The 20404-nt window shown below is 71.4% G+C and carries 19 protein-coding genes; 9 read left to right on the plus strand and 10 right to left on the minus strand.

The window, feature by feature from the left end; genetic code table 11:
• Positions 1–531: 531 nt before the first annotated feature.
• From CA983_RS08430 to CA983_RS08445, 4 genes are all read left to right on the plus strand, one after another.
• Positions 532–1872, plus strand: coding sequence for an ABC transporter ATP-binding protein (locus CA983_RS08430; protein ID WP_086600246.1), 1341 nt, complete (start codon positions 532–534; stop codon positions 1870–1872).
• A 138-nt stretch (positions 1873–2010) separates the two neighbouring features.
• The gene (locus CA983_RS08435) at positions 2011–3399 is read left to right on the plus strand and encodes an aldehyde dehydrogenase family protein (protein ID WP_086600247.1); all 1389 of its coding nucleotides are present in this window, start codon (positions 2011–2013) and stop codon (positions 3397–3399) included.
• 246 nt (positions 3400–3645) lie between these two features.
• Positions 3646–4728: a Zn-dependent alcohol dehydrogenase gene (locus CA983_RS08440; RefSeq protein ID WP_086600248.1), complete on the plus strand. Its 1083-nt coding sequence runs from the start codon at positions 3646–3648 to the stop codon at positions 4726–4728.
• Between the two features lie 272 nt (positions 4729–5000).
• Positions 5001–6371: an MFS transporter gene (locus CA983_RS08445; protein ID WP_086600249.1), complete on the plus strand. Its 1371-nt coding sequence runs from the start codon at positions 5001–5003 to the stop codon at positions 6369–6371.
• Here the strand turns inward: CA983_RS08445 and CA983_RS08450 are convergent.
• The 3 genes from CA983_RS08450 to CA983_RS08460 form a co-directional block, all read right to left on the minus strand.
• Entirely contained in the window at positions 6360–7331 is a 972-nt protein-coding gene (locus CA983_RS08450) for a DMT family transporter (protein ID WP_086600250.1), read from the minus strand. The two genes, CA983_RS08445 and CA983_RS08450, sit on opposite strands and share 12 nt — an antisense overlap.
• 59 nt (positions 7332–7390) lie before the next feature.
• A complete protein-coding gene (locus tag CA983_RS08455) occupies positions 7391–8146 on the minus strand; it encodes an ArsR/SmtB family transcription factor (RefSeq protein ID WP_086600251.1) in 756 nt (251 codons plus the stop codon).
• Between the two features lie 128 nt (positions 8147–8274).
• Positions 8275–8916 (minus strand): TetR/AcrR family transcriptional regulator, encoded by a 642-nt coding sequence (locus tag CA983_RS08460; RefSeq protein WP_086600252.1) that lies wholly within the window; start codon positions 8914–8916, stop codon positions 8275–8277.
• Positions 8917–9010: 94 nt separating this feature from the next.
• Here CA983_RS08460 and CA983_RS08465 point away from each other — a divergent pair, with 94 nt between their 5' ends.
• The 3 genes from CA983_RS08465 (at position 9011) to CA983_RS08475 (ending at position 11182) form a co-directional block, all read left to right on the plus strand.
• Positions 9011–10162, plus strand: a complete 1152-nt coding sequence (locus tag CA983_RS08465; protein WP_086600274.1) for an acyl-CoA dehydrogenase family protein — start codon at positions 9011–9013, stop codon at positions 10160–10162.
• Positions 10163–10221: 59 nt separating this feature from the next.
• Positions 10222–10482: a YiaA/YiaB family inner membrane protein gene (locus tag CA983_RS08470; protein WP_086600253.1), complete on the plus strand. Its 261-nt coding sequence runs from the start codon at positions 10222–10224 to the stop codon at positions 10480–10482.
• Positions 10483–10552: 70 nt separating this feature from the next.
• Entirely contained in the window at positions 10553–11182 is a 630-nt protein-coding gene (locus CA983_RS08475; protein ID WP_086600254.1) for a TetR/AcrR family transcriptional regulator, read from the plus strand.
• A gap of 10 nt (positions 11183–11192) precedes the next feature.
• On the opposite strand, the gene CA983_RS08480 is transcribed toward CA983_RS08475, so the two are convergent.
• Positions 11193–11654 (minus strand): MaoC family dehydratase, encoded by a 462-nt coding sequence (locus CA983_RS08480; protein ID WP_086600255.1) that lies wholly within the window; start codon positions 11652–11654, stop codon positions 11193–11195.
• A 121-nt stretch (positions 11655–11775) separates the two neighbouring features.
• Here CA983_RS08480 and soxR point away from each other — a divergent pair, with 121 nt between their 5' ends.
• Positions 11776–12246 (plus strand): redox-sensitive transcriptional activator SoxR, encoded by a 471-nt coding sequence (soxR, locus tag CA983_RS08485; protein WP_086600256.1) that lies wholly within the window; start codon positions 11776–11778, stop codon positions 12244–12246.
• A 153-nt stretch (positions 12247–12399) separates the two neighbouring features.
• On the opposite strand, the gene CA983_RS08490 is transcribed toward soxR, so the two are convergent.
• The 5 genes from CA983_RS08490 to CA983_RS08510 all read right to left on the minus strand — a co-directional run bounded on the left by CA983_RS08490 (position 12400) and on the right by CA983_RS08510 (position 18080).
• Positions 12400–13239: a carbohydrate ABC transporter permease gene (locus CA983_RS08490; protein ID WP_086600257.1), complete on the minus strand. Its 840-nt coding sequence runs from the start codon at positions 13237–13239 to the stop codon at positions 12400–12402.
• A 5-nt stretch (positions 13240–13244) separates the two neighbouring features.
• Positions 13245–14174, minus strand: a complete 930-nt coding sequence (locus tag CA983_RS08495) for a carbohydrate ABC transporter permease (protein WP_086600258.1) — start codon at positions 14172–14174, stop codon at positions 13245–13247.
• Positions 14175–14190: 16 nt separating this feature from the next.
• Entirely contained in the window at positions 14191–15558 is a 1368-nt protein-coding gene (locus tag CA983_RS08500) for an extracellular solute-binding protein (protein WP_086600259.1), read from the minus strand.
• A 132-nt stretch (positions 15559–15690) separates the two neighbouring features.
• Complete coding sequence (locus CA983_RS08505) at positions 15691–16386, minus strand: response regulator (protein ID WP_086600260.1); 696 nt, start codon at positions 16384–16386, stop codon at positions 15691–15693.
• Complete coding sequence (locus CA983_RS08510; protein ID WP_086600261.1) at positions 16383–18080, minus strand: sensor histidine kinase; 1698 nt, start codon at positions 18078–18080, stop codon at positions 16383–16385. Before CA983_RS08510 ends, CA983_RS08505 begins: the two co-directional genes overlap by 4 nt.
• A gap of 177 nt (positions 18081–18257) precedes the next feature.
• On the opposite strand from CA983_RS08510, the gene CA983_RS08515 reads away from it, so the two are divergent.
• Positions 18258–19649, plus strand: a complete 1392-nt coding sequence (locus CA983_RS08515; protein WP_086600262.1) for a cation:dicarboxylate symporter family transporter — start codon at positions 18258–18260, stop codon at positions 19647–19649.
• Between the two features lie 82 nt (positions 19650–19731).
• On the opposite strand, the gene CA983_RS08520 is transcribed toward CA983_RS08515, so the two are convergent.
• Positions 19732–20349: a TetR/AcrR family transcriptional regulator gene (locus CA983_RS08520; protein WP_086600263.1), complete on the minus strand. Its 618-nt coding sequence runs from the start codon at positions 20347–20349 to the stop codon at positions 19732–19734.
• Positions 20350–20404 lie beyond the last annotated feature (55 nt).

A 20404-nucleotide genomic window follows, 5' to 3' on the forward strand; every position in this document is an offset into this window, starting at 1 on the left:
AGGCAGGGGAAGGTGCGGAGGAGGCAGGGGAAGGTGCGGAGAAGGCAGGGGGAAGGACGGGGGAGGCTCGCCGGCCGAGGGTGCGGCTGCGCCGAGGCAGGGGAAGGTGCGGAGGAGGCAGGGGAAGGTGCGGAGAAGGCAGGGGGAAGGACGGGGGAGGCTCGCCGGCCGAGGGTGCGGCTGCGCCGGAAGAGCGATATCTGACGCGTCGTAGGGCGCAGGTGCGTCTGTTTCGGCGGTCGCGTGACAGAGAGTCAGGTGACCAGCCGCAGGAAGGGCTACTCCGGGAACGTCGTGGTCTTCGCCCATCTCACCGGCATCCGCTGACCCCGGCCCTCGGCCCCCGGCCGGCCGTGGCCGAATCAGGCCGTCCGCCTTCTCACCAGCTGGACCAGAACCCCGGATCGCGCCCCGTGTCTTCCCCAGGCCGCACACATTCCGTTAACTTCCGTGACCCACAGCCCCGTACGACCCGCACGGGGCTTCCGACCGCGGAGCACCAGCGCCCTGATGACCCCTCGGGGGCACCTCATGACACGCGCCATCTCCCTGCACGACGTGAGCAAGGCCTACACACGAGGCGCCCGCGTGGTGGACCGGCTGTCGCTGGACATCACGCCGGGCGAGTTCCTCGTGCTGCTCGGCCCGTCCGGCTGCGGCAAGTCGACCGTGCTCCGGATGATCGCCGGCCTGGAGGAGATCGACGAGGGCGAGCTGCTGCTCGACGGCCAGTACGCCAACGACCTGCCGCCGTCCGGGCGGGACATGGCGATGGTCTTCCAGAACTTCGCCCTCTACCCGAACATGACCAGCCGCGCCAACATCGGTTTCCCGCTGCGCATCGAGGCCCCGGGCACGGACCCCGGGCCGCGCGTGGCCGCCACCGCCCGGATGCTGGGCATCGAGGACCTCCTCGACCGCCTGCCCGCCCAGCTCTCCGGCGGCGAACGCCAGCGGGTCGCCATGGGCCGGGCCATCGCCCGCCACCCCTCCGCCTTCCTGATGGACGAGCCGCTGTCCAACCTCGACGCCAAGCTCCGCACCCACCTGCGGGCCGAGATCTCCCAGCTCACCCGCGAGCTGGGCGTCACCACGGTCTACGTCACCCACGACCAGTCCGAGGCCATGTCGCTCGGCGACCGCGTCGCCGTGCTGCGCGGCGGCGTGCTCCAGCAGGTCGACAGCCCGCGTGTCGTCTACGCGCTGCCCAGCAACGTCTTCGTCGCCGCCTTCATCGGCACCCCGCGCATCAACCTCCTGCGCGGCCTGGTGCGCGCCCCGCTGGACGGCGCGATGACCATCAGCCTGGGCAAGCAGTTCCTGCGCCTGCCCGAGCCGCTCTCCCTGGATCACCAGTTGCTGCGCGTCCAGCAGGGCCGCGAGGTCATCGTGGGTCTGCGCTCGGAAGCCGTCCGCATCGCCAAGCACTCCGCGGCGCGCCCCGGCGAGGTGCCGATCACCGGACTGGTCGAGCACGTGGAGTTCCAGGGGCACGAGATCCTCGTCCACTTCAACACCGGCTCCAGCCCCGCCGTCGTCCCCGAACTGGAGGCCCCGCGCCCGCGCCCGGGCCGCCCCGTCCGGCGCCGCCGCCGCGAGGGCTCGGTCATCGGCCGTCTGCGAGAGCGGACCGGAGCCGGCCGGGCGGGACCCGTCGTGGCCCTGGACCACCCCGGGGACGGCGATCCCCGCCCCGCGACCGCCGAACCCCGCCTGCCCGGCGATCTCATCGTGCGCACGACCCCGGATCTGGCCCTCCGCCACGGCATGCAGGTGCCGCTCCTCGTCGACCTCGCCCACCTCTTCGTCTTCGACCAGCACGGCGACCGCATCTGCCCGCACCCGGCACGCCTGCCCGATCTGGAGGAGTGAGGAGCCGCACACCCGGGCGGGGCCCGCTCCGTGCTGTGATGACCGGGATCACGGGATCACCGGGACATCTGGCGCCGGAAAACTATCGTCGCTAGTTTATGTGCCGGACGACGACGCCCCGCCCCGGAGGAATGCGCGATGAAGGCACACGACGGCATGTACATCGGGGGCGCCTGGCGCCCCGCCGCCGGCCAGGACGTGATCGAGGTCGTGAACCCGGTCGACGAGCAGGTCATCGGCACCGTCCCGGCCGGCACCGCGGAGGACGTCGACACCGCCGTACGGGCCGCACGCGCCGCCCTGCCGGGGTGGGCCACGACCCCGCCCGCCGAGCGCGCCGCGCGCCTGACCGCCCTGCGGGACGTGCTCGTGGCCCGCGCGGACGAGATCGCCGAGACCGTGACGGCCGAACTCGGCTCGCCCCTGAAGTTCTCGCAGGCCGTCCACGCGGCCGTGCCGATCGCGGTCGCGGGCTCCTACGCCGAGCTGGCGGCCACGTACGCCTTCGAGGAGAAGACCGGCAACTCGGTCGTGTACCAGGAGCCGATCGGTGTCGTGGCCGCGATCACGCCCTGGAACTACCCGCTGCACCAGATCGTCGCCAAGGTCGCCCCGGCCCTCGCGGCGGGCTGCACGATCGTCGTGAAGCCCGCCGAGGACACCCCGCTGGTCGCCCGCCTGTTCGCGGAGGCCGTGCACGAGGCCGGAATCCCGGCGGGTGTCTTCAATCTGGTCACCGGCCTCGGCCCGGTCGCCGGCCAGGCCCTCGCCGAGCACCCCGGCGTGGACCTGGTCTCCTTCACCGGCTCCACCGCCGTCGGCCGGCACATCGCCGCCGTCGCCGCCGGGCAGGTCAAGAAGGTCGCCCTGGAACTCGGCGGCAAGTCCGCCAACGTCATCCTCCCGACCGCCGACCTCGCCAAGGCGGTCAACGTCGGCGTCGCCAACGTCATGTCCAACTCCGGGCAGACGTGCAGCGCCTGGACCCGCATGCTCGTCCACCGCGACCAGTACGACGAGGCGGTCGAGCTCGCCGCCACCGCCGCAGCCAAGTACGGCGAGCGCATCGGCCCCGTCGTCAACGCCAGGCAGCAGGCGCGGGTGCGTGGCTACATCGAGAAGGGCGTCGAGGAGGGCGCCCGCCTGGTCGCCGGCGGCCCCGAAGCTCCGCGCGAGAAGGGCTACTTCGTCTCCCCGACCGTCTTCGCCGACGTCACCCCGGACATGACCATCGCGCGGGAGGAGATCTTCGGCCCCGTCCTGTCGATCCTCCGCTACGACGACGAGGAGGACGCCCTCCGGATCGCCAACGGCACGGTCTACGGCCTGGCCGGCGCCGTCTGGGCCGGGGACGAGACCGAGGCGGTGGCGTTCGCCCGCCGGATGGAGACCGGCCAGGTCGACATCAACGGCGGCCGCTTCAACCCCCTCGCGCCCTTCGGCGGTTACAAGCAGTCGGGCGTGGGCCGCGAACTCGGCGTGCACGGCCTGGCCGAGTACCTCCAGACCAAGTCCCTCCAGTTCTAGGGCCTGTCGTTTGGATCACGCCGCAGACGCGGGGTCTGGCACGCACATCCGCCGCGTTGTCGTCGGTTGCCGACTCCCCCAAGCTCTCGACTTCGTTCGAGCAGGGGGGACCCCATCGCGTCGACGCCCTCCTCCGCCTTGCAGCTGCACGCACCAGACCCCGCTCACCGGCATCGACCAGCACTGTCAGTTTCCTGCGGCCTGATCCAAACGACAGGCCCTAGCCCCAGGGGAGTCCCTTCCGTCATGGCTGTCCGCGCCGCCGTCCTGCCCGCCGTCGGTTCCCCGCTGGAGATCACCGGCATCGACCTGCCGGACCCCGGACCCGGCCAGGTCCGCGTCCGGCTCGCCGCCGCCGGGGTCTGCCACTCCGACCTGTCCCTGTCCAACGGCACCATGCGCGTCCCGGTCCCGGCCGTCCTCGGACACGAGGGCGCCGGCACCGTCGTCGCCGTCGGCGAGGGCGTCGGTCACGTCGCGCCCGGCGACGGGGTCGTCCTCAACTGGGCCCCGTCCTGCGGCACCTGTCACGCCTGCTCGCTCGGCGAGGTCTGGCTGTGCGCCAACGCCCTCAACGGCGCCGCCGACGTCTACGCCCGCACCACCGAGGGCACCGACCTCCACCCCGGCCTGAACGTCGCCGCGTTCGCCGAGGAGACGGTGGTGTCCGCGGCCTGCGTCCTGCCCGTCCCGGACGGCGTCCCGCTCACCGACGCGGCCCTCCTCGGCTGCGCCGTCCTCACCGGCTACGGCGCCGTCCACCACTCGGCCCGCGTCCGGCAGGGCGAGACGGTCGCGGTGTTCGGCGTCGGGGGAGTGGGGCTCGCCGCCCTCCAGGCCGCCCGGATCGCGGGCGCATCGAAGATCGTCGCGGTGGACGTGTCCGCCGAGAAGGAGGAGCTGGCCCGGACGGCCGGCGCCACCGACTACGTCCTCGCCTCCGAGAACACCGCCCGCGAGATCCGCGCCCTCACCGGCAAGCAGGGCGTCGACGTCGCCGTCGAGTGTGCGGGGCGCGCGGTCTCCATCCGTACGGCCTGGGACTCCACCCGCCGCGGCGGCCGCACCACGGTCGTCGGCATCGGCGGCAAGGACCAGCAGGTCACCTTCAACGCCCTGGAGATCTTCCACTGGGGCCGCACCCTGACCGGCTGCGTCTACGGCAACTCCAACCCCGCGGAGGACCTCCCGGTACTCGCCGATCACGTCCGGGCGGGCCGTCTGGACCTGACCGCCCTGGTGACCGAACGCATCTCCCTGGACGGCATCCCGGCGGCCTTCGAGAACATGCTGGCGGGCAAGGGCGGCCGGGCACTGGTCGTCTTCTAGACCGTTTCCCCCGGCAGCCCGGCAGCCCGGCAGCCCGGCAGCCCGGCAGCCCGGCAGCCCGGCAGCCCGGCAGCCCGGCAGCCCGGCAGCCCGGCACCCCGGTCTCCCCGCGAGGCCGGGGTCCGAGGCGTGCCCGGACCGGTGATCAGTGGCGCGTACAGGCAAAACTCCTGGTGCACGACCCGTTGACGCCCATACCGTCCGGTCAGTACGTTCCCCGGAACCCGAGCCACCCCCCGTTCCGTCCCCGCACCCACCGGAGCGTGCACCACATGGACACGGCCCCTTCCGCTCAGCCGCCCACCTCCACCGCGCCCGCCGTGGGCAACCGCCGCCGCGTAGCCACCGCCGCGGCCCTCGCCTCGGCCGTCGAGTGGTACGACTACTTCGTCTTCGGCATCGCCGCCGCCCTCATCCTCGGCGACCTCTACTTCCCCGCCGGCAGCCCCACCGCCGGCGTGATGGCCTCCTTCGCCACGTTCGCCGTCGGCTTCCTCGCCCGTCCCCTCGGCGGCATCGTCGCCGGCCACCTCGGCGACAAGCGCGGCCGCAAGCCGATGCTGGTCCTCGCGCTCACGCTGATGGGCGTGGCCACCACCGGCATCGGCCTGCTGCCGACGTACGACACGATCGGCGTCGCCGCCCCGATCCTGCTCGTCCTGCTCCGCGTCGCACAGGGCGTCGCCGTCGGCGCCCAGTGGGGCGGCGCGATGCTCCTGGCCACCGAGTACGCCCCGGAGGGCAAGCGCGGCGTCTACGGCAGTGTCGTCCAGCTCGGCGTCCCCATCGGCGTGGTGACCGCCAACACGGTCTTCCTGGCCGCCGGCGCGCTCACCACCGACTCGGCGTTCGCGGCCTGGGGCTGGCGCGTGCCGTTCCTGGTCGGCCTGCTCGTGCTCGGCCTCGCCTGGTACATCCACACCCGCGTCGAGGAGACCCCGGCGTTCCGGGAGGCCGAACGCGCCCTCGCGGAGCAGGAGAAGACCGAGCAGAGCTCGCCGCTGCGCACGATCCTGCGCGGCCACCTCGGCACGGTGCTCCTCGCCGGCGGCTCCTTCGCCGTGAACACCGCGACCTTCTACATCCTCATCACCGGCGTCCTCGACTACACGACCCGCGAGCTGGACATGGAGAAGGGCCCGGTGCTCACGGTCTCGCTCTGCGTCAGCCTCACCCAGCTCGTGCTGATCCCGGCCGCCGCCGCCCTCTCCGACCGCATCGGGCGTATCCGGATCTATGCCTTCGGGGCCGCCGGCATCGCGCTGTGGGCCGTACCGCTCTTCCTGCTGATCGACACCGGCTCGCTGCTGTGGCTCGCGGTCGGCACCTTCGTCGCCAGCTGCTTCCTGAGCATCATGTACGGCCCCCAGGCCGCCCTGTTCGCCGAGCTGTTCACGCCCGAGATGCGCTACACCGGCGCCTCCCTCGGCTACCAGATCGCGGCCGTCGCCGGCGGCGGTCTCGCCCCCTTCGTGATGGTGCTGCTGCTGGAGGCGACGGGCACCTCGATGGCGGTGTCCGGCTACATCATCGCGCTCTCGGTGATCGCCCTCGTGTCGATCAAGGTCCTTGCCGGCCGGGCGCGTTCGGCGGAACCGGAGGCCGCGCCCGAGGCCAAGGCGGAAGCCGAGTCAGCGAGCTGAGTCCGCAGTCCGCTCGGGCCGGGGCTCCGCGACCGCTCCCGGATCCCCGGCCCGAGCCGCCGCCCGCGAACGCGCCCGCGACCGGGACACCGCGACACCCGCCAGGCACAGCGCACCGCCGACCAGGGTGAGCAGCCCCGGCACCTCGCCGAGGAACAGCCAGGACATCAGGACGACCAGCGCGGGCGCCGCGTACGTCGTCGCGCCCATCCGGCTCGCGGTCGTCCGGGACAGCGCGTACGCCCACGTCGTGAAGGCGAGGGCGGTCGGGAAGACGCCCAGGTACACCATGTTGAGCGTCGCGGAGGCCGGCGCCTCGGCGGCCTCCTGGACGAGCTGCCCGGCGAACGGCAGGCAGACCACCGCGCCGATCAGGCAGCCGAACGTCGTCACCTGCAACGGACTGGCCGTGCCCAGCGCCGGCTTCTGCGCGACGACACCGGCGGCGTACGTGACCGCCGCCAGCAGACACAGCACCACCCCGAGCACCGAGGAACCGCCCTCGCCGGACATCGACAGACCCACGGTCACCGCACCGGCGAACGACACCGCCATCCCCGCCAGCAGCCGCGGCGGCATCGGATCACCGAGCAGCCGGGCGCCCAGCAGCGCGATGAGTATCGGCCCGGTGTTCACGACCAGCGCGGCCGTACCCGCGTCGACCTGCTGCTCACCCCAGTTGAGGACGACCATGTAGACGCCGAACCACAGCAGGCCCGATATGGCGATCCCGCGCCAGGCCGAGCGCGGCGGCCACCCCTCCCGCCGCAGCAGACAGATCACCCCCAGCGTCAGCGACCCGGCCAGCAGCCGCCCGAGCGCCAGCGCGCCCGGCGAGTACGTCTCCCCGGCGCTGCGGATCGAGACGAAGGCGGAGGCCCACAGCACGACGGTCACCGTGGCCGCCGCGGCGGCCAGCAGCTCCGCGCGGCGGGCGGGACGGGACGGGGAGTTGTTCATCATGATCCCGAGGCTAGGAGGGGAGGGGGAACGGACGCTCGCGAATTTCGGACGGGGCTTCAGCGGCCCATCGGGTGGTGGGCCTGTTCGGTGAGACCAGGGGTCAGGCGCAATGCGGCGGCCTCCACACCCAGCAGATCGAACAAGGCCCGTTCACCGGCCGCCGTCACCTTCACGGCTCGCTCGGAGCCGATACGCACGCACCACTCCTTCTCCAGGGCGTGTCGGCACAGGGCAGCGCCCGCGACGCCCGCGAGATGGGGCCGGCGTTCGGTCCAGTCGAGACAGGCCCGGGCCAGGGGACGCCTGCCACGCCGGTCGAGGCCGATACCGGCCGACTCGAACCACGCCAGCCCGGCGCCGGTCAGCGCGAACCCGGTCTCCTGTTGCAGCAGCCCGCGCGCCGTCAGCGCGTCCGTGACCGCGGTGCCGAGCCGCCCGGCGAGATGGTCGTAGCAGGTGCGGCCCCGGGCCATGGCCGCACCGGCGCTCGACTCCCGCAGGTTCCGCGGCCGTACGGCCCTACCCGGCGCGACCTGCGCCGCCAGGTCCTCCACGAGCTGCGCGACCCGCGCGTCGGCCAGCCGGACGTACCGGTGCCGGCCCTGCCGCTCCTCGGCGAGCAGCCCGCCCGCGACGAGCCTGCCCAGGTGCTCGCTCAGCGTCGACGCGGCGACACCCGCGTGCCGCGCCAGCTCACTCGCGGTCCAGGCCCGCCCGTCGAGCAGCGCCAGCAGGCACGCGGCCCGGGTCTCGTCCGCGAACAGCGCGGCGAGCCGGGCCAGGGCCGTGGCCTGCGGGTCTCTCGTCGTCATGCCCTCAGCATGGAACACTGACGCTTCGGCCGCCGCCGAAGTGTCCCGCCGCGATGGCTGCGGGCACTCCCAGCCGGTCGCCCGGTCGCCCGGTCGCCCGGTCGCCGAACGCCGCCGCGGCGGCCGTGCTACGCGCCCCGCCGCACCTGCTCGTACTGCCGTGCCAGCCCGTCCAGCAGGGCCGTCAGCCCGGTCTCGAAGGCCCGCTCGTCGATCTTCTCCTGCTGCTCGGCGAGGAGGTGGGCCTGCTGGAGATGGGGGTAGTCGGCGGGGTCGTAGGCGCTCGCGTCGTTCACGAAGCCCCCGGCGAAGGAGCCGAGCGCGGAGCCCATCACGAAGTAGCGCATCAGCGCGCCGATGGAGGTGGCCTGCGCCGGGGGCCAGCCCGCCTCGACCATCGCGCCGTAGACGGCGTCGGCGAGGCGCAGCCCCGCCGGGCGGCGGCCGGGGCCGCGGGCCAGCACCGGGACGATGTTCGGATGGTCGCGCAGCGCGGCCCGGTAGGAGACGGCCCAGTCGTGCAGCGCCGTCCGCCAGTCCCGGCCGTCCTGGAACATCGTCAGGTCCACCTGGCCGCTCACCGAGTCGGCGACCGCCTCCAGGATCTCGTCCTTGGTGCGGAAGTGGTTGTAGAGCGAGGGCCCGCTGACCCCGAGTTCGGCGGCGAGCCGGCGGGTGGAGACGGCCGCGAGGCCCTCCGCGTCCACGAGCGCGCGGGCCGTCTCGACGATCCGGTCGGTGCTGAGCAAGGGCTTGCGCGGTCGGGCCATGGCGCACATAGTAGGGCTGGCGATCGAAACTAGCAGTGCTAATTTAAATGTACGGCTTTCAAGCGTATGCGGCTTTCAAGTGGAGTGACCTGTGGTGAACCTGGAGCTCAGCGAGGAGCAGACCGCCGTACGGCAGCTCGCCCGGGACTTCGTCGAGCGCGAGATCGTCCCGAACGCCGTCGCCTGGGACCGCGCCGAGGAAGTCGACCGCGCGATCGTCAAGAAGCTCGGCGAGGTCGGCTTCCTGGGGCTGACGGTCGACGAGGAGTACGGCGGCTCCGGCGGCGACCACCTCGCGTACTGCCTGGTCACGGAGGAACTCGGCCGGGGCGACTCGTCCGTGCGCGGGATCGTCTCCGTCTCGCTGGGGCTCGTCGCGAAGACCCTCGCCGCGTGGGGGAGCGAGGAGCAGAAGCGGCGCTGGCTGCCGGGGCTCACGTCCGGCGAGTCGGTCGGCTGCTTCGGCCTCACCGAGCCGGGCACGGGCTCGGACGCGGGCAACCTCGCGACGCGGGCGGTGCGGGACGGCGGCGACTACGTCATCAACGGCACCAAGATGTTCATCACCAACGGCACCTGGGCCGACGTCGTCCTGCTCTTCGCCCGCTCCACGGACGCCCCCGGCCACAAGGGCGTCTCCGCCTTCCTGGTCCCCACGGACATGCCCGGCCTGACGCGCCGCACGATCCACGGGAAGCTGGGGCTGCGCGGCCAGGCCACGGCCGAGATCGTGCTGGAGGACGTGCGGGTGCCCGCCTCGGCGCTGCTGGGGGAGGAGGGCAAGGGCTTCTCGATCGCCATGTCCGCCCTCGCCAAGGGCCGTATGTCGGTCGCCGCGGGCTGCGTCGGCATAGCCCAGGCCGCGCTGGACGCGGCCGTGCGGTACGCGGGCGAGCGCGAGCAGTTCGGGAAGAGTATCGCTCAGCACCAGCTCATCCAGGAGCTGATCAGCGACATCGCCGTGGACGTCGACGCCGCCCGGCTGCTGACGTGGCGGGTCGCCGATCTGATCGACCGGGGCCGGCCGTTCGCCGTCGAGTCGTCCAAGGCCAAGCTGTTCGCCTCGGAGGCGGCGGTCCGCGCGGCCAACAACGCGCTCCAGGTCTTCGGTGGCTACGGCTACATCGACGAGTACCCCGCGGGCAAGCTGCTGCGGGACGCCCGCGTGATGACCCTCTACGAGGGCACGAGCCAGATCCAGAAGCTGGTCATCGGGCGTGCGCTGACGGGGGTTTCGGCGTTCTGAGTACGCCTCTGAGTACTTCGGCGGATGTGGCGCGGGCCACGTTCGCCGAAGCTTGCCCCATGAGCGACACACCGGGCAGCAAGCAGCAGAACACGGCCGCCTTCTACGGCCAGGCCGTCGCCTCCTTCGCCGTCGCCATGGCGGCCACCGCCATCGGCATCTACCAGCTGAGCGCCGACGCCTGGGTGCGCGGCTTCCTCGCCATCGCCGTCCTGTACCTGGTCACCTCCTCCTTCACTCTCGCCAAGGTGATCCGGGACCGGCAGGAGGGGCCGGCGCAGGGGCCGGCGCCCACGTACGCCCCCTTCGAGAAGCACTGAGCTGCCGCACTAAGCGCCCGCTCACCTTCGGCGGTATGGTGGTGGCCCTGTCGGTGGAGAGGGGCGAGTGATGAGTACGGCGGAGGAGACGGCCGGCGGCGAGGCGCAGGCGTGGGGCGAGGTCACGCCCGACGCGGCGCGACGGCTGCTGATCGCCGCGGTGGAGGCCTTCGCCGAGCGCGGGTACCACGCCACGACGACCCGGGACATCGCGGGTCGCGCCGGAATGAGCCCGGCCGCGCTCTACATCCACTACAAGACCAAGGAAGAGCTGCTGCACCGCATCAGCAGGATCGGGCACGAGAAGGCCCTGGAGATCCTGCGGACGGCGGCCCGGCAGGAGGGCACCGCCCGCGAGCGCCTGGCCGGCGCGGTCAGCTCCTTCGTCCGCTGGCACGCCGGTGGACGCACCACCGCCCGGGTCGTCCAGTACGAGCTGGACTCGCTCGGTCCGGACGCCCGTGACGAGATCCTCGCGCTGCGACGGCAGTGCGACGCCGAGGTGCGGGCGATCATCGAGGACGGCGTGGCGGCCGGCGAGTTCGACGTGCTGGACGTGAAGGGCACGACCCTGGCCGTTCTCTCGCTCTGCATCGACGTGGCCCGCTGGTTCAACGTCAACGGGCCGTGGACGCCGGACGAGGTCGGCGCGCTGTACGCCGACCTCGTGCTGCGGATGGTGGGGGTCGGGGCGAAGTGACCCGCCGGGGTCAGAGGAAGTAGCGGGAGACGGACTCGGCGACGCACACCGGCTTGTCGCCGCCCTCCCGCTCCACGGTGAAGGCGACGGTCACCTGGACGCCGCCCGGCACGTCGTCGACGGCGCTGATGGTCGCGGTGGCGCGCAGCCTGGAGCCGACGGGGACGGGGGAGGGGAAACGGACCTTGTTCGTCCCGTAGTTGACGCCCATCTTCACGCCCTCGACGGAGATCAGCTGCGGTCCGAAGAGGGGCAGCAGCGACAGCGTGAGATAGCCGTGGGCGATGGTGGTGCCGAAGGGGCCCGCCGCGGCCTTCTCCGGGTCGACGTGGATCCACTGGTGGTCGCCGGTGGCCTCCGCGAAGAGGTCGATCCGCTTCTGGTCGATGTCGAGCCAGTCGGTGTACCCCAGTTGCTCGCCCACCGCCGACTTCAGGTCGTCGACGGACGTGAAGATCCTCGGCTCTGCCATGTCCCGGCCTCTCGCGTCAGGAAGTCTGCGTGCGCTCGTATCTCTAAGCGACTGCTTAGCATGGTCGGCTGCGGGGGCCGTGTCAACGGACTCGGTAGAGCCGATCGGTAGGGTTCGAGGGGTGCCCCAGATTTCAGAGAAGATCCACGAGCTCACGGTCGGCCAGCTGTCGGCGCGCAGCGGGGCCGCCGTCTCCGCCCTGCACTTCTACGAGTCCAAGGGCCTGATCAGCAGCCGCCGCACCGCGGGCAACCAGCGCCGCTACACGCGTGACACGCTGCGCCGGGTCGCCTTCATCCGGGCCGCGCAACGGGTCGGCATCCCGCTGGCGACGATCCGCGAGGCGCTGGCGGAGCTTCCCGAGGAGCGGACGCCGACCCGGGAGGACTGGGCGCGTCTCTCGGAGGCCTGGCGCTCGGAGCTGGACGAACGCATCAAGCAGCTGAACCGCCTCCGCGACCACCTCACCGACTGCATCGGCTGCGGCTGCCTCTCTCTCGACACCTGCGTCCTCTCCAACCCGGGCGACGTCTTCGGCGAACGCCGAGCGGGCTCGCGCCTCCTGGTCGACAAGGGCCGCGGGTCCGCTTAGCTGCTGCACGCACGCTTAGCTGCGGGCAGTCGTGCCGCTGGGGCGATGGCGGTCCCCCTGCTCGAGCGAAGTCGAGAGCTTGGGGGAGGGTGGGCGCAGCGGCACCCCGCTCCGCCGGGCTGCGGACCCACCCGGYCTCAGCGCCAACGTGGTTCAGCCCTTGACCGCACCTCCCAGTGCGAAGCCCCCTCCCAACCGCCTTGCGATCAGGACGTACAAGAGGATCACCGGCGTCGAGTAGACGATCGAGAACGCCGCCAACTGCCCGTACGCCACCATCCCCCGGTTCCCGAAGAAGTCGTTGATGCTGACGGACGCCGGCATCTGGTCGGGCGTGAGCAGGAGCATGAAGGGGACGAAGAAGTTGCCCCACATCATGACGAAGGAGAAGACCGTCACGACGGCCACGCCCGGGCCCATCAGGGGCAGCACGATCCGGATCAGGGACTGGAGGGACGACGCCCCGTCGGTCCAGGCGGCCTCCTCCAGTTCCTTCGGTACGCCGTCCATGAAGTTCTTCGTCAGCCAGATGGCGAACGGCAGTTGGGACGCGGCGAAGAAGAAGATCGTGCCGTGCATGGTGTCGATCAGGTCCACTCGGACGAAGAGCGCGTAGACCGGGACCATGATCGCCGTGATGGGCAGGCTCGTCGCGAAGAGGATCGTCAGCAGGAACGGGCGGTTGAAGCGGGAGCGGAAGCGGGAGAGCGGGTAGGCCGCCAGGGCCGCGCAGACCACCGTCAGCAGTGTCGCGCTGCCGCACAGGATCAGGCTGTTGAGCAGGGGCGTGAAGGTGATCTCGGGGGTCAGGATCGCGTCGAAGTTGTCCAGGGTGAGGCCGTCGGGTGCCTTGACCCGGAGGTCGGCGTGAGGGTCCAGGGAGGACAGGACCACCCACGCCAGGGGCAGTACGAAAGCCGCGGCGACCACCAGGAGGCCCGCGTCCGCGGCGAGGCGGCGGGTCGTGCGGCGGGAGGCGAGGGTGAGGGCCATGCGGGTCAGACCTCCGTCCGCAGCAGGCGCAGATAGACGAGGGAGAAGAGGGAGCCGACCAGGAGGAGGAGCAGGGCAACCGCCGTGCCGTAGCCGATCAGGCTGTTCTGGAAGGCCTGTTCGTACATGAAGAGGGGCAGGGTCTGGCTCTTGCCGCCCGGGCCGCCTCTCGTCATCACCCAGATCAGTCCGAAGACCGAGAGGGTCTGCAGGGTGTTGAGCATCAGGTTCGTGGCGATGGAGCGGCGGATCATGGGCAGGGTGATGTGCCACATGCGGCGCCGGCCGCCGGCCCCGTCCACCTCGGCGGCCTCGGTGATCTCCTGGGGGATCTCGTTCAGCGCGGCCGAGTAGACCAGCATCGAGAAGGCCGTGCCACGCCAGACGTTGGCGAAGGACACCGCCAGGATGGGCAGCGTGAACAGCCAGTTCTGGGAGGGCAGGTGGAGCCAGTCCAGGATGGCGTTCAAGGTGCCCTCGCGGCGGAAGAAGGCGTAGAGGAGGAAGCCGGCCACCACCTCCGGCAGCACCCAGGCCGTGACCACGATGCCGCCGGTGAGCGTGCGGACCGGTTTCGACGCGCGCCGCATCAGCGCCGCCAGGGCGAGGCCGAGCGTGTTCTGCCCGATGAGGGACGACAAGACCGTGAACACCAGGGTCAGCCATACGGCGTTGAGGAACGCCTCGTCCCCGAAGGCCCGGGTGAAGTTCTCGAAGCCGACGAACGAGTCCTCGGCCTGGCCGGTGAGCTGGAGGTCGGTGAAGGCGATGGAGACGCAGTAGGCGATCGGGCCGGCGAGGAAGAGGAGCAGGAGGACGACGGCCGGAGTGAGGGGGAGGGCTCGGACCAGCGCGCCCGGGCCCCGCCGGGGGCGGCGGGGAGCCGTGGGGCCGGGCGTCTTTCCGAGGTCGGTGTGCGGTGCCGTGGTGGTCATCCGGGCGTACCGTCGCCTACCGCTCGACGACCTGGTTGTCCGTGGCGTCCTTCAGAGCGTCCACGTAGTCGGCCGCCGCCTCGTCCACCGACATGTCACCCGTCGTCACGCCCTCCATGGCCTCCTGAATGGCCGTGGAGACCTTGGGATAGGCCGGGTAGGCGGGGCGGTAGTGGGTGTGTCGCACCAGGTCGGTGAAGAACTTGATGCCGGGCTGGGCGGTGGCGTACCCGGGGTCCTTCGCCACGTCCTCGCGGACCGCGATGCCGGAGTTGGCGACGTACCACTTCTGCGCGTTGGCCTTGGTCTGCATCGTCTTGATGAACTCGAAGGCCAGGTCCGGGTTGCCGGCCTTGGCCGGGATCGACCAGGTCCAGCCGCCGGACATGCTCACCTTGCCGGGCGCCTGGCCGGCTTGCGTGGGCATGGCGGCGAGGCCGAGTTTCTGTGACCACTCGGGCCACTCGTGGCCGCTGCCGGGCAGCCAGTCCTGCGGCAGCCAGGAGCCGTCGAGGGCGATGCCGAGCTTGCCCTTCGGAAGCCACTCGCCGCGCACCCGGGTCATGACGTTCGGGTCGAGCGCGTCGGAGACGTCCGGGCCCAGCTTCTCCTTGTAGACCGTCTCGACGAAGGCGAGGGCGTCCTCGAAGCCCTCGCCGCCGGCGATCCACTTCTTCGCCTTCTTGTCGTACAGCGGGTCCGTGCGGCCGTCGTTCGTGCCGTAGAGCAGCATCTCGAAGGTCTGCATGGTGGCGGCCTCGCCGACCGGCTTGCCCGTGTAGACGTTGAGCGGGATGACGCCCGGGACCTTCTGCTTGATGGTGCGGGCCGCGGTCAGGACGTCCTGCCAGGTCTTCGGCTGCCAGTCGGCGGGGAGGCCGGCCTTGGCGAAGACGCCCTTGTCGAACCAGAGTCCGCGGGTGTCGGTGCCGTCGGGGACGCCGTACGTCTTGCCGTCCTCGCCCTTGGCCGCCGCCTTCGCCGTGTCGATGAACCGGTTCCAGTCCGGCCACTTGGCGAGGTAGGGGTCGAGGGGCTTGAGGTAGCCGCTGGTGATGTCCGAGTTGATGAGGAACGTGTCCTCGTAGACCAGGTCGGGGGCGGTCTTGGGGGAGCGGAGCATCTGCTGGAGCTTGGTGTAGTACTCCGAGTCCGGGGCCTTGATCGGGACGAGCTCGACCTTCTTGCCGGGGTGGGCCTTCTCGAACTGCTTCTTGATGTCCGCGAGATAGGTGTCCATCACCTTGATGGAGTTGTCCGTGGACTGTTTGAAGGAGACCTTCACGGTGTCGGGGTCGCTGCCGGAACCGCCACCGCAGGCGGTGAGCGCGGTCGCGGCGAGGACCAGGGCGAGGAGAGGTGTGAAAGCGGCGGTGGGGCGCACGGCACGAACCTCCTACGGACGCACTTCGTTGTGGCCGGGACGGCTGCGTGGTGAACCTAAGTTGAGTGGTCTAGTCAGGTCAATGCGTGTGCGCCGGTTCGATGGTGGCCGGGGGTAGCTGACGAGGCGTCACTAGCCCGTGACCCAGCGGTACTGCAACTCCGGGCGTCCCACCGTGCCGTACTGCGGGCGGCGGGCCGCGCGGCCCGCGTCCACCAGGTGTTCCAGATAACGGCGGGCCGTGATGCGGGAGATGCCCACGGTCTCCGCCACACCGGCGGCCGTCAGGCCCTCCGCGCTGTCGCGCAGGGCCACCGTCACCCGCTCCAGCGTCGGCGCGCTCAGCCCCTTCGGCAGGGCCGCCGGGCCCGGGGCGCGCAGGGCCGCCAGCGCCCGGTCGACCTCGTCCTGGCCGCTCGCCTCGCCCACCGCGGCATGGAACTCGGCGTACCGCACGAGGCGGTCCCGCAGGGTCGCGAAGGTGAACGGCTTCAGGACGTACTGCACGACGCCGAGGGAGACGCCCTCGCGCACGACCGCCAGGTCGCGCGCCGACGTCACCGCGATCACGTCCGCGTGGTGTCCGGCCGCCCGCAGGGACCGCGCCAGTTGCAGCCCGTGCACGTCCGGCAGGTGCAGGTCGAGCAGGAGCAGGTCGACGGGCGTGCGCTCCAGGGCCCGGCGCGCCTCCGCGCCCGTGTGCGCCTTGCCCACGGCGACGAAGCCCGGGACCCGGCCGACGTACAGCACGTGTGCGTCGGCGGCGACCGGGTCGTCCTCGACGACCAGGACGCGGATGGCCCTCTCGGGGGTGGTGTCGCTCGTCATGCGTTGCCTCCAGCGCCTCTGGACACCGAGGTCCTGGATGTCACGCCCTCGGCCACCGCCCCCGACTCCCGCAGCGGCAGCCGGACCTCGAACTGTGCCCCGCCGCCGTCGGCCTCCGACACCGACAGCGTCCCCTCGTGCCGCTGTACCGCCTGCCGTACCAGGGCCAGCCCCAGCCCCCGGCCGCCCGGACCCGCCGGCTTGGTCGAGAAGCCCCGCTGGAAGACGGCCTCGGCGTGCTCCGGACTCACGCCCGGGCCGGTGTCCGAGACCCGCAGCACCAGCTCCGGGGCGCCATCGAGGGCCTCGACGGCCTCGGGGTCCTCGGTGTCCTGGGTGTAGGCCGCCACCGTCACCCGCGCCCGCACGCTGCCCAGCGCCGCGTCCACGGCGTTGTCGATCAGGTTGCCCAGGATGGTCACCAAGTCCCGCGACGGGAGGGACTCCGGCAGCAGTCCGTCGTCCAGTCTGCTGTCCTCCGACACCATCAGCTCCACGCCCCGCTCGTTCGCCTGGGCCGTCTTGCCCAGCAGCAGTGCCGCCAGCACCGGCTCGCTCACCGCCGCCACGACCTGGTCGGTCAACGCCTGCGCCAGCTCCAGCTCGGCCGTCGCGAACTCCACCGCCGCCTCCGCCCGGCCCAGCTCGATCAGCGAGACGACCGTGTGCAGCCGGTTCGCCGCCTCGTGCGCCTGCGAGCGCAGCGCCTGCGTGAAGCCCCGCTCGGAGTCCAACTCGCCCATCAGGGACTGGAGTTCGGTGACATCGCGCAGGGTGACGACCGTACCGCGCCGCTCACCGCCCGACACCGGCGAGGTGTTGATCACCAGTACCCGCGAAGCCGTCAGATGCACCTCGTCCACCTGCGGCTCCGACGCCAGCAGCGCACCCGTCAGCGGGGCGGGCAGCCCCAGCTCCGCCACCGACCTGCCCACCACGTCCCCGGCCACGCCGAGCAGCTCCCGCCCTCCGTCGTTGATCAGCGCCACACGGTACTGCCCGTCCAGCATCAGCAGCCCCTCGCGTACGGCGTGCAGGGCGGCTTGGTGGTAGTCGTGCATCCGGCTGAGCTCGGCCGCGTTCATGCCGTGGGTGTGGCGGCGCAGCCGGGCGTTGATGACGTAGGTGCCGACGGCGCCCAGGGCCAGCGCGCCGGCCGCGACGCCGAGCAGGGCCGTGAGCTGGTCCTGCACCCGCTGGGTGATCTCCTCGACCCGGATGCCCGCGCTGACCAGGCCCACGATCTTCTTGCCGTCCTGGATCGGGGTGACCGCGCGGACCGAGGGGCCGAGCGTGCCGGTGTAGGTCTCGGTGAAGGTCGGGTCCCGCAGGGCCTTCTCGGTGTGGCCCTGGAAGGGCTGGCCGATCTGGTCCGGGTCGGGGTGCGTCCAGCGGATGCCCCGCGGATCCATGATCGTTATGAAGTCGACCTCGGTGTCCCGCATGACCTTCAGCGCGTACGGCTGGAGCTCGGCGGTCGGGTCGGGGGTGCGGGCCGCCTGAAGCACCGAGGGGGAGTCGGCGACGGACCGCGCCACCGCCCTGGCCTGGCGCCTCGCGGCCTCCTCGGCCTGGCTGCGGTCGCTGACATAGGTGAACAGCGCGTATCCGGCCACGACGACCGCTATCAGGACGGCCTGCATGGCGAAGAGCTGGCCCGCCAGGCTGCGGGGACCGGGGACGGAGAAGCGCATGCCGTCAGTCTGCCTCGTGGCCGATTGTGAACTATATGAACGGAAGGGTGACCGCGCTCACACAGCAGGACATAGTCACGGCATTCCCCAATACGCATCTCCGGGAGCCCCCGCTCCCTTTTCCCGGACGTGAGCCGCACGCCGGTGATGCCGACGACGTCGTCAAGGAGGGCCGCCGTGACCAGCGCAGCCGATACGGCACCTGCCGCACCCAAAGCCAAGCGGGACCGCACCCACTATCTCTACATCGCGGTGATCATCGCGGTCGCCGCCGGCATCGCGGTGGGTCTGGCCGCACCCGACTTCGCGGTCGGCCTGAAGCCGATCGGCACGGGCTTCGTGGCCCTGATCAAGATGATGATCTCGCCGATCATCTTCTGCACGATCGTGCTGGGCATCGGCTCGGTGCGGAAGGCCGCCAAAGTCGGTGCCGTGGGCGGTATCGCCCTGGTCTACTTCACGATCATGTCGCTGGTCGCGCTGGGCATCGGCCTGGTCGTCGGCAACATCCTGGAGCCGGGCACCGGCCTCGCGGTGACCGACGCGATCAAGGACGCCGGTCACGCCCAGGTCGACGCCGAGGCCAAGGACACCACCGAGTTCCTGCTCGGCATCATCCCGACCACGATCGTCTCCGCCTTCACCAACGAGTCGGTCCTGCAGACCCTGCTGATCGCCCTGCTCGCCGGCTTCGCGCTCCAGGGCATGGGCTCGGCCGGCCAGCCGATCCTGCGCGGTATCGAGCACATCCAGCGGCTCGTCTTCCGCATCCTGGCCATGGTGATGTGGGCCGCCCCGATCGGTGCCTTCGGCGCCATCGCGGCCGTCACCGGCTCCGCGGGCGTGGACGCGCTCAAGAGCCTTGCCGTGCTGATGCTCGGCTTCTACGTCACCTGTTTCCTCTTCGTCTTCATCGTGCTCGGCATCCTGCTGCGCGTGGTCTCCGGCCTGAACATCCTCACGCTGTTCAAGTACCTGGGCCGTGAGTTCTTGCTGATCCTGTCCACATCCTCGTCCGAGTCCGCGCTGCCGCGGCTCATCGCGAAGATGGAGCACCTGGGCGTCAGCAAGCCGGTGGTCGGCATCACCGTCCCGACCGGCTACTCCTTCAACCTCGACGGCACCATGATCTACATGACCATGGCGTCCCTGTTCATCGCCGACGCGATGGGTACGCCGATGTCGATCGGCGAGCAGATCCCGCTGCTGCTCTTCCTGCTGGTCGCCTCCAAGGGCGCCGCCGGTGTCACCGGCGCGGGCCTCGCCACGCTGGCCGGTGGTCTCCAGTCGCACAAGCCGGCCCTGGTGGACGGCATCGGCCTCATCGTCGGCATCGACCGCTTCATGAGCGAGGCCCGCGCGCTGACCAACTTCGCCGGCAACGCCGTGGCCACCGTGCTGATCGGCACCTGGACGAAGGAGATCGACAAGGACCGCGTGAACCAGGTCCTCGCCGGTGAGATCCCCTTCGACGAGAAGACGCTGCTGGACGACGCCCACGGCGGTCCGGCCGAGGACCACGTCGAGGTGCCCGAGCAGGGGGGCGAGAAGGAGCTGGCGAAGGCCTGACGGCCCCGCGAGCGCCCCGCGAGACTCCGGGCGGCTGAGTGTCCCCCCGTCGCTCAGCCGCCCGGTCCCTTTCCTGAGAAGATCAATCGTTCAGCTTCGCCACCAGCTCGGTGGCTCTTGAGGCGGGCACGCCCGCCGCGGTCAGTACCGTGACCGCGGCGCAGCGGCCCGCCTCTCGCGCTGCCACGAGCCCGTCGTTCACCGCCTCCATCAGGGCGACCAGTATCTGCTCGTGCACGTAGGCCAGGGCCGGCGCGGGCAGCGGTGAGCTGAAGACGCCCTCGTCGAGGCCACGCCGGAGCACCCCGGTGGCGGCCTCCCGGACCGGGGTGAGCCGCTCCCTGATGCCCTGCATGGTGACCGTGCGCTGGGCGAGCGCGATCAGCAGCCGGTAGCGGTCGGCGAGCTCCCAGACCGCCAGCACCGAGCGGGCCACGGACTCCGCCGGTTCCTCCACGCCCTCGCGGCCCGCCGCGTGCACGACCGACAGGGCCTCCACGGCCTCGTCGACGAGCGTGCTGATCAGCGCCTCGCGGCTCGGGAAGTGCCCGTACACCGTCCGCCGTACGACGCCCGCGGCGCGTGCGATCTGGTCCATGGACGCGTCGGGGTCGCGCAGCAGCTCGCCGAGGGCGACGTCGAGGATGCGGCGCCGGTTGGCGTCGGCGCGGCTGGTGGTGCCCGTGGTCATGGACGCCATTGTGCCCCTTCCTCCATCGATTTGCACAGCAGTGTGCAACGGCGTAGATTGCACA

It is taken from the genome of Streptomyces swartbergensis (assembly GCF_002148965.1).
GTDB lineage: Bacteria > Actinomycetota > Actinomycetes > Streptomycetales > Streptomycetaceae > Streptomyces > Streptomyces swartbergensis.

Coding starts and splice junctions, on each gene's coding strand:
- CA983_RS08440 (WP_086600248.1), top strand. CDS start 3,646: ATGGCTGTCCGCGCCGCCGTCCTGCCCGCCGTCGGTTCCCCGCTGGAG.
- CA983_RS08495 (WP_086600258.1), bottom strand. CDS start 14,174: ATGACCACCACGGCACCGCACACCGACCTCGGAAAGACGCCCGGCCCC.
- CA983_RS08510 (WP_086600261.1), bottom strand. CDS start 18,080: ATGCGCTTCTCCGTCCCCGGTCCCCGCAGCCTGGCGGGCCAGCTCTTC.
- CA983_RS08460 (WP_086600252.1), bottom strand. CDS start 8,916: ATGGCCCGACCGCGCAAGCCCTTGCTCAGCACCGACCGGATCGTCGAG.
- CA983_RS08430 (WP_086600246.1), top strand. CDS start 532: ATGACACGCGCCATCTCCCTGCACGACGTGAGCAAGGCCTACACACGA.
- CA983_RS08445 (WP_086600249.1), top strand. CDS start 5,001: ATGGACACGGCCCCTTCCGCTCAGCCGCCCACCTCCACCGCGCCCGCC.
- CA983_RS08480 (WP_086600255.1), bottom strand. CDS start 11,654: ATGGCAGAGCCGAGGATCTTCACGTCCGTCGACGACCTGAAGTCGGCG.
- CA983_RS08505 (WP_086600260.1), bottom strand. CDS start 16,386: ATGACGAGCGACACCACCCCCGAGAGGGCCATCCGCGTCCTGGTCGTC.
- CA983_RS08455 (WP_086600251.1), bottom strand. CDS start 8,146: ATGACGACGAGAGACCCGCAGGCCACGGCCCTGGCCCGGCTCGCCGCG.
- CA983_RS08435 (WP_086600247.1), top strand. CDS start 2,011: ATGAAGGCACACGACGGCATGTACATCGGGGGCGCCTGGCGCCCCGCC.
- CA983_RS08475 (WP_086600254.1), top strand. CDS start 10,553: ATGAGTACGGCGGAGGAGACGGCCGGCGGCGAGGCGCAGGCGTGGGGC.
- CA983_RS08470 (WP_086600253.1), top strand. CDS start 10,222: ATGAGCGACACACCGGGCAGCAAGCAGCAGAACACGGCCGCCTTCTAC.
- CA983_RS08520 (WP_086600263.1), bottom strand. CDS start 20,349: ATGGCGTCCATGACCACGGGCACCACCAGCCGCGCCGACGCCAACCGG.
- CA983_RS08450 (WP_086600250.1), bottom strand. CDS start 7,331: ATGAACAACTCCCCGTCCCGTCCCGCCCGCCGCGCGGAGCTGCTGGCC.
- CA983_RS08490 (WP_086600257.1), bottom strand. CDS start 13,239: ATGGCCCTCACCCTCGCCTCCCGCCGCACGACCCGCCGCCTCGCCGCG.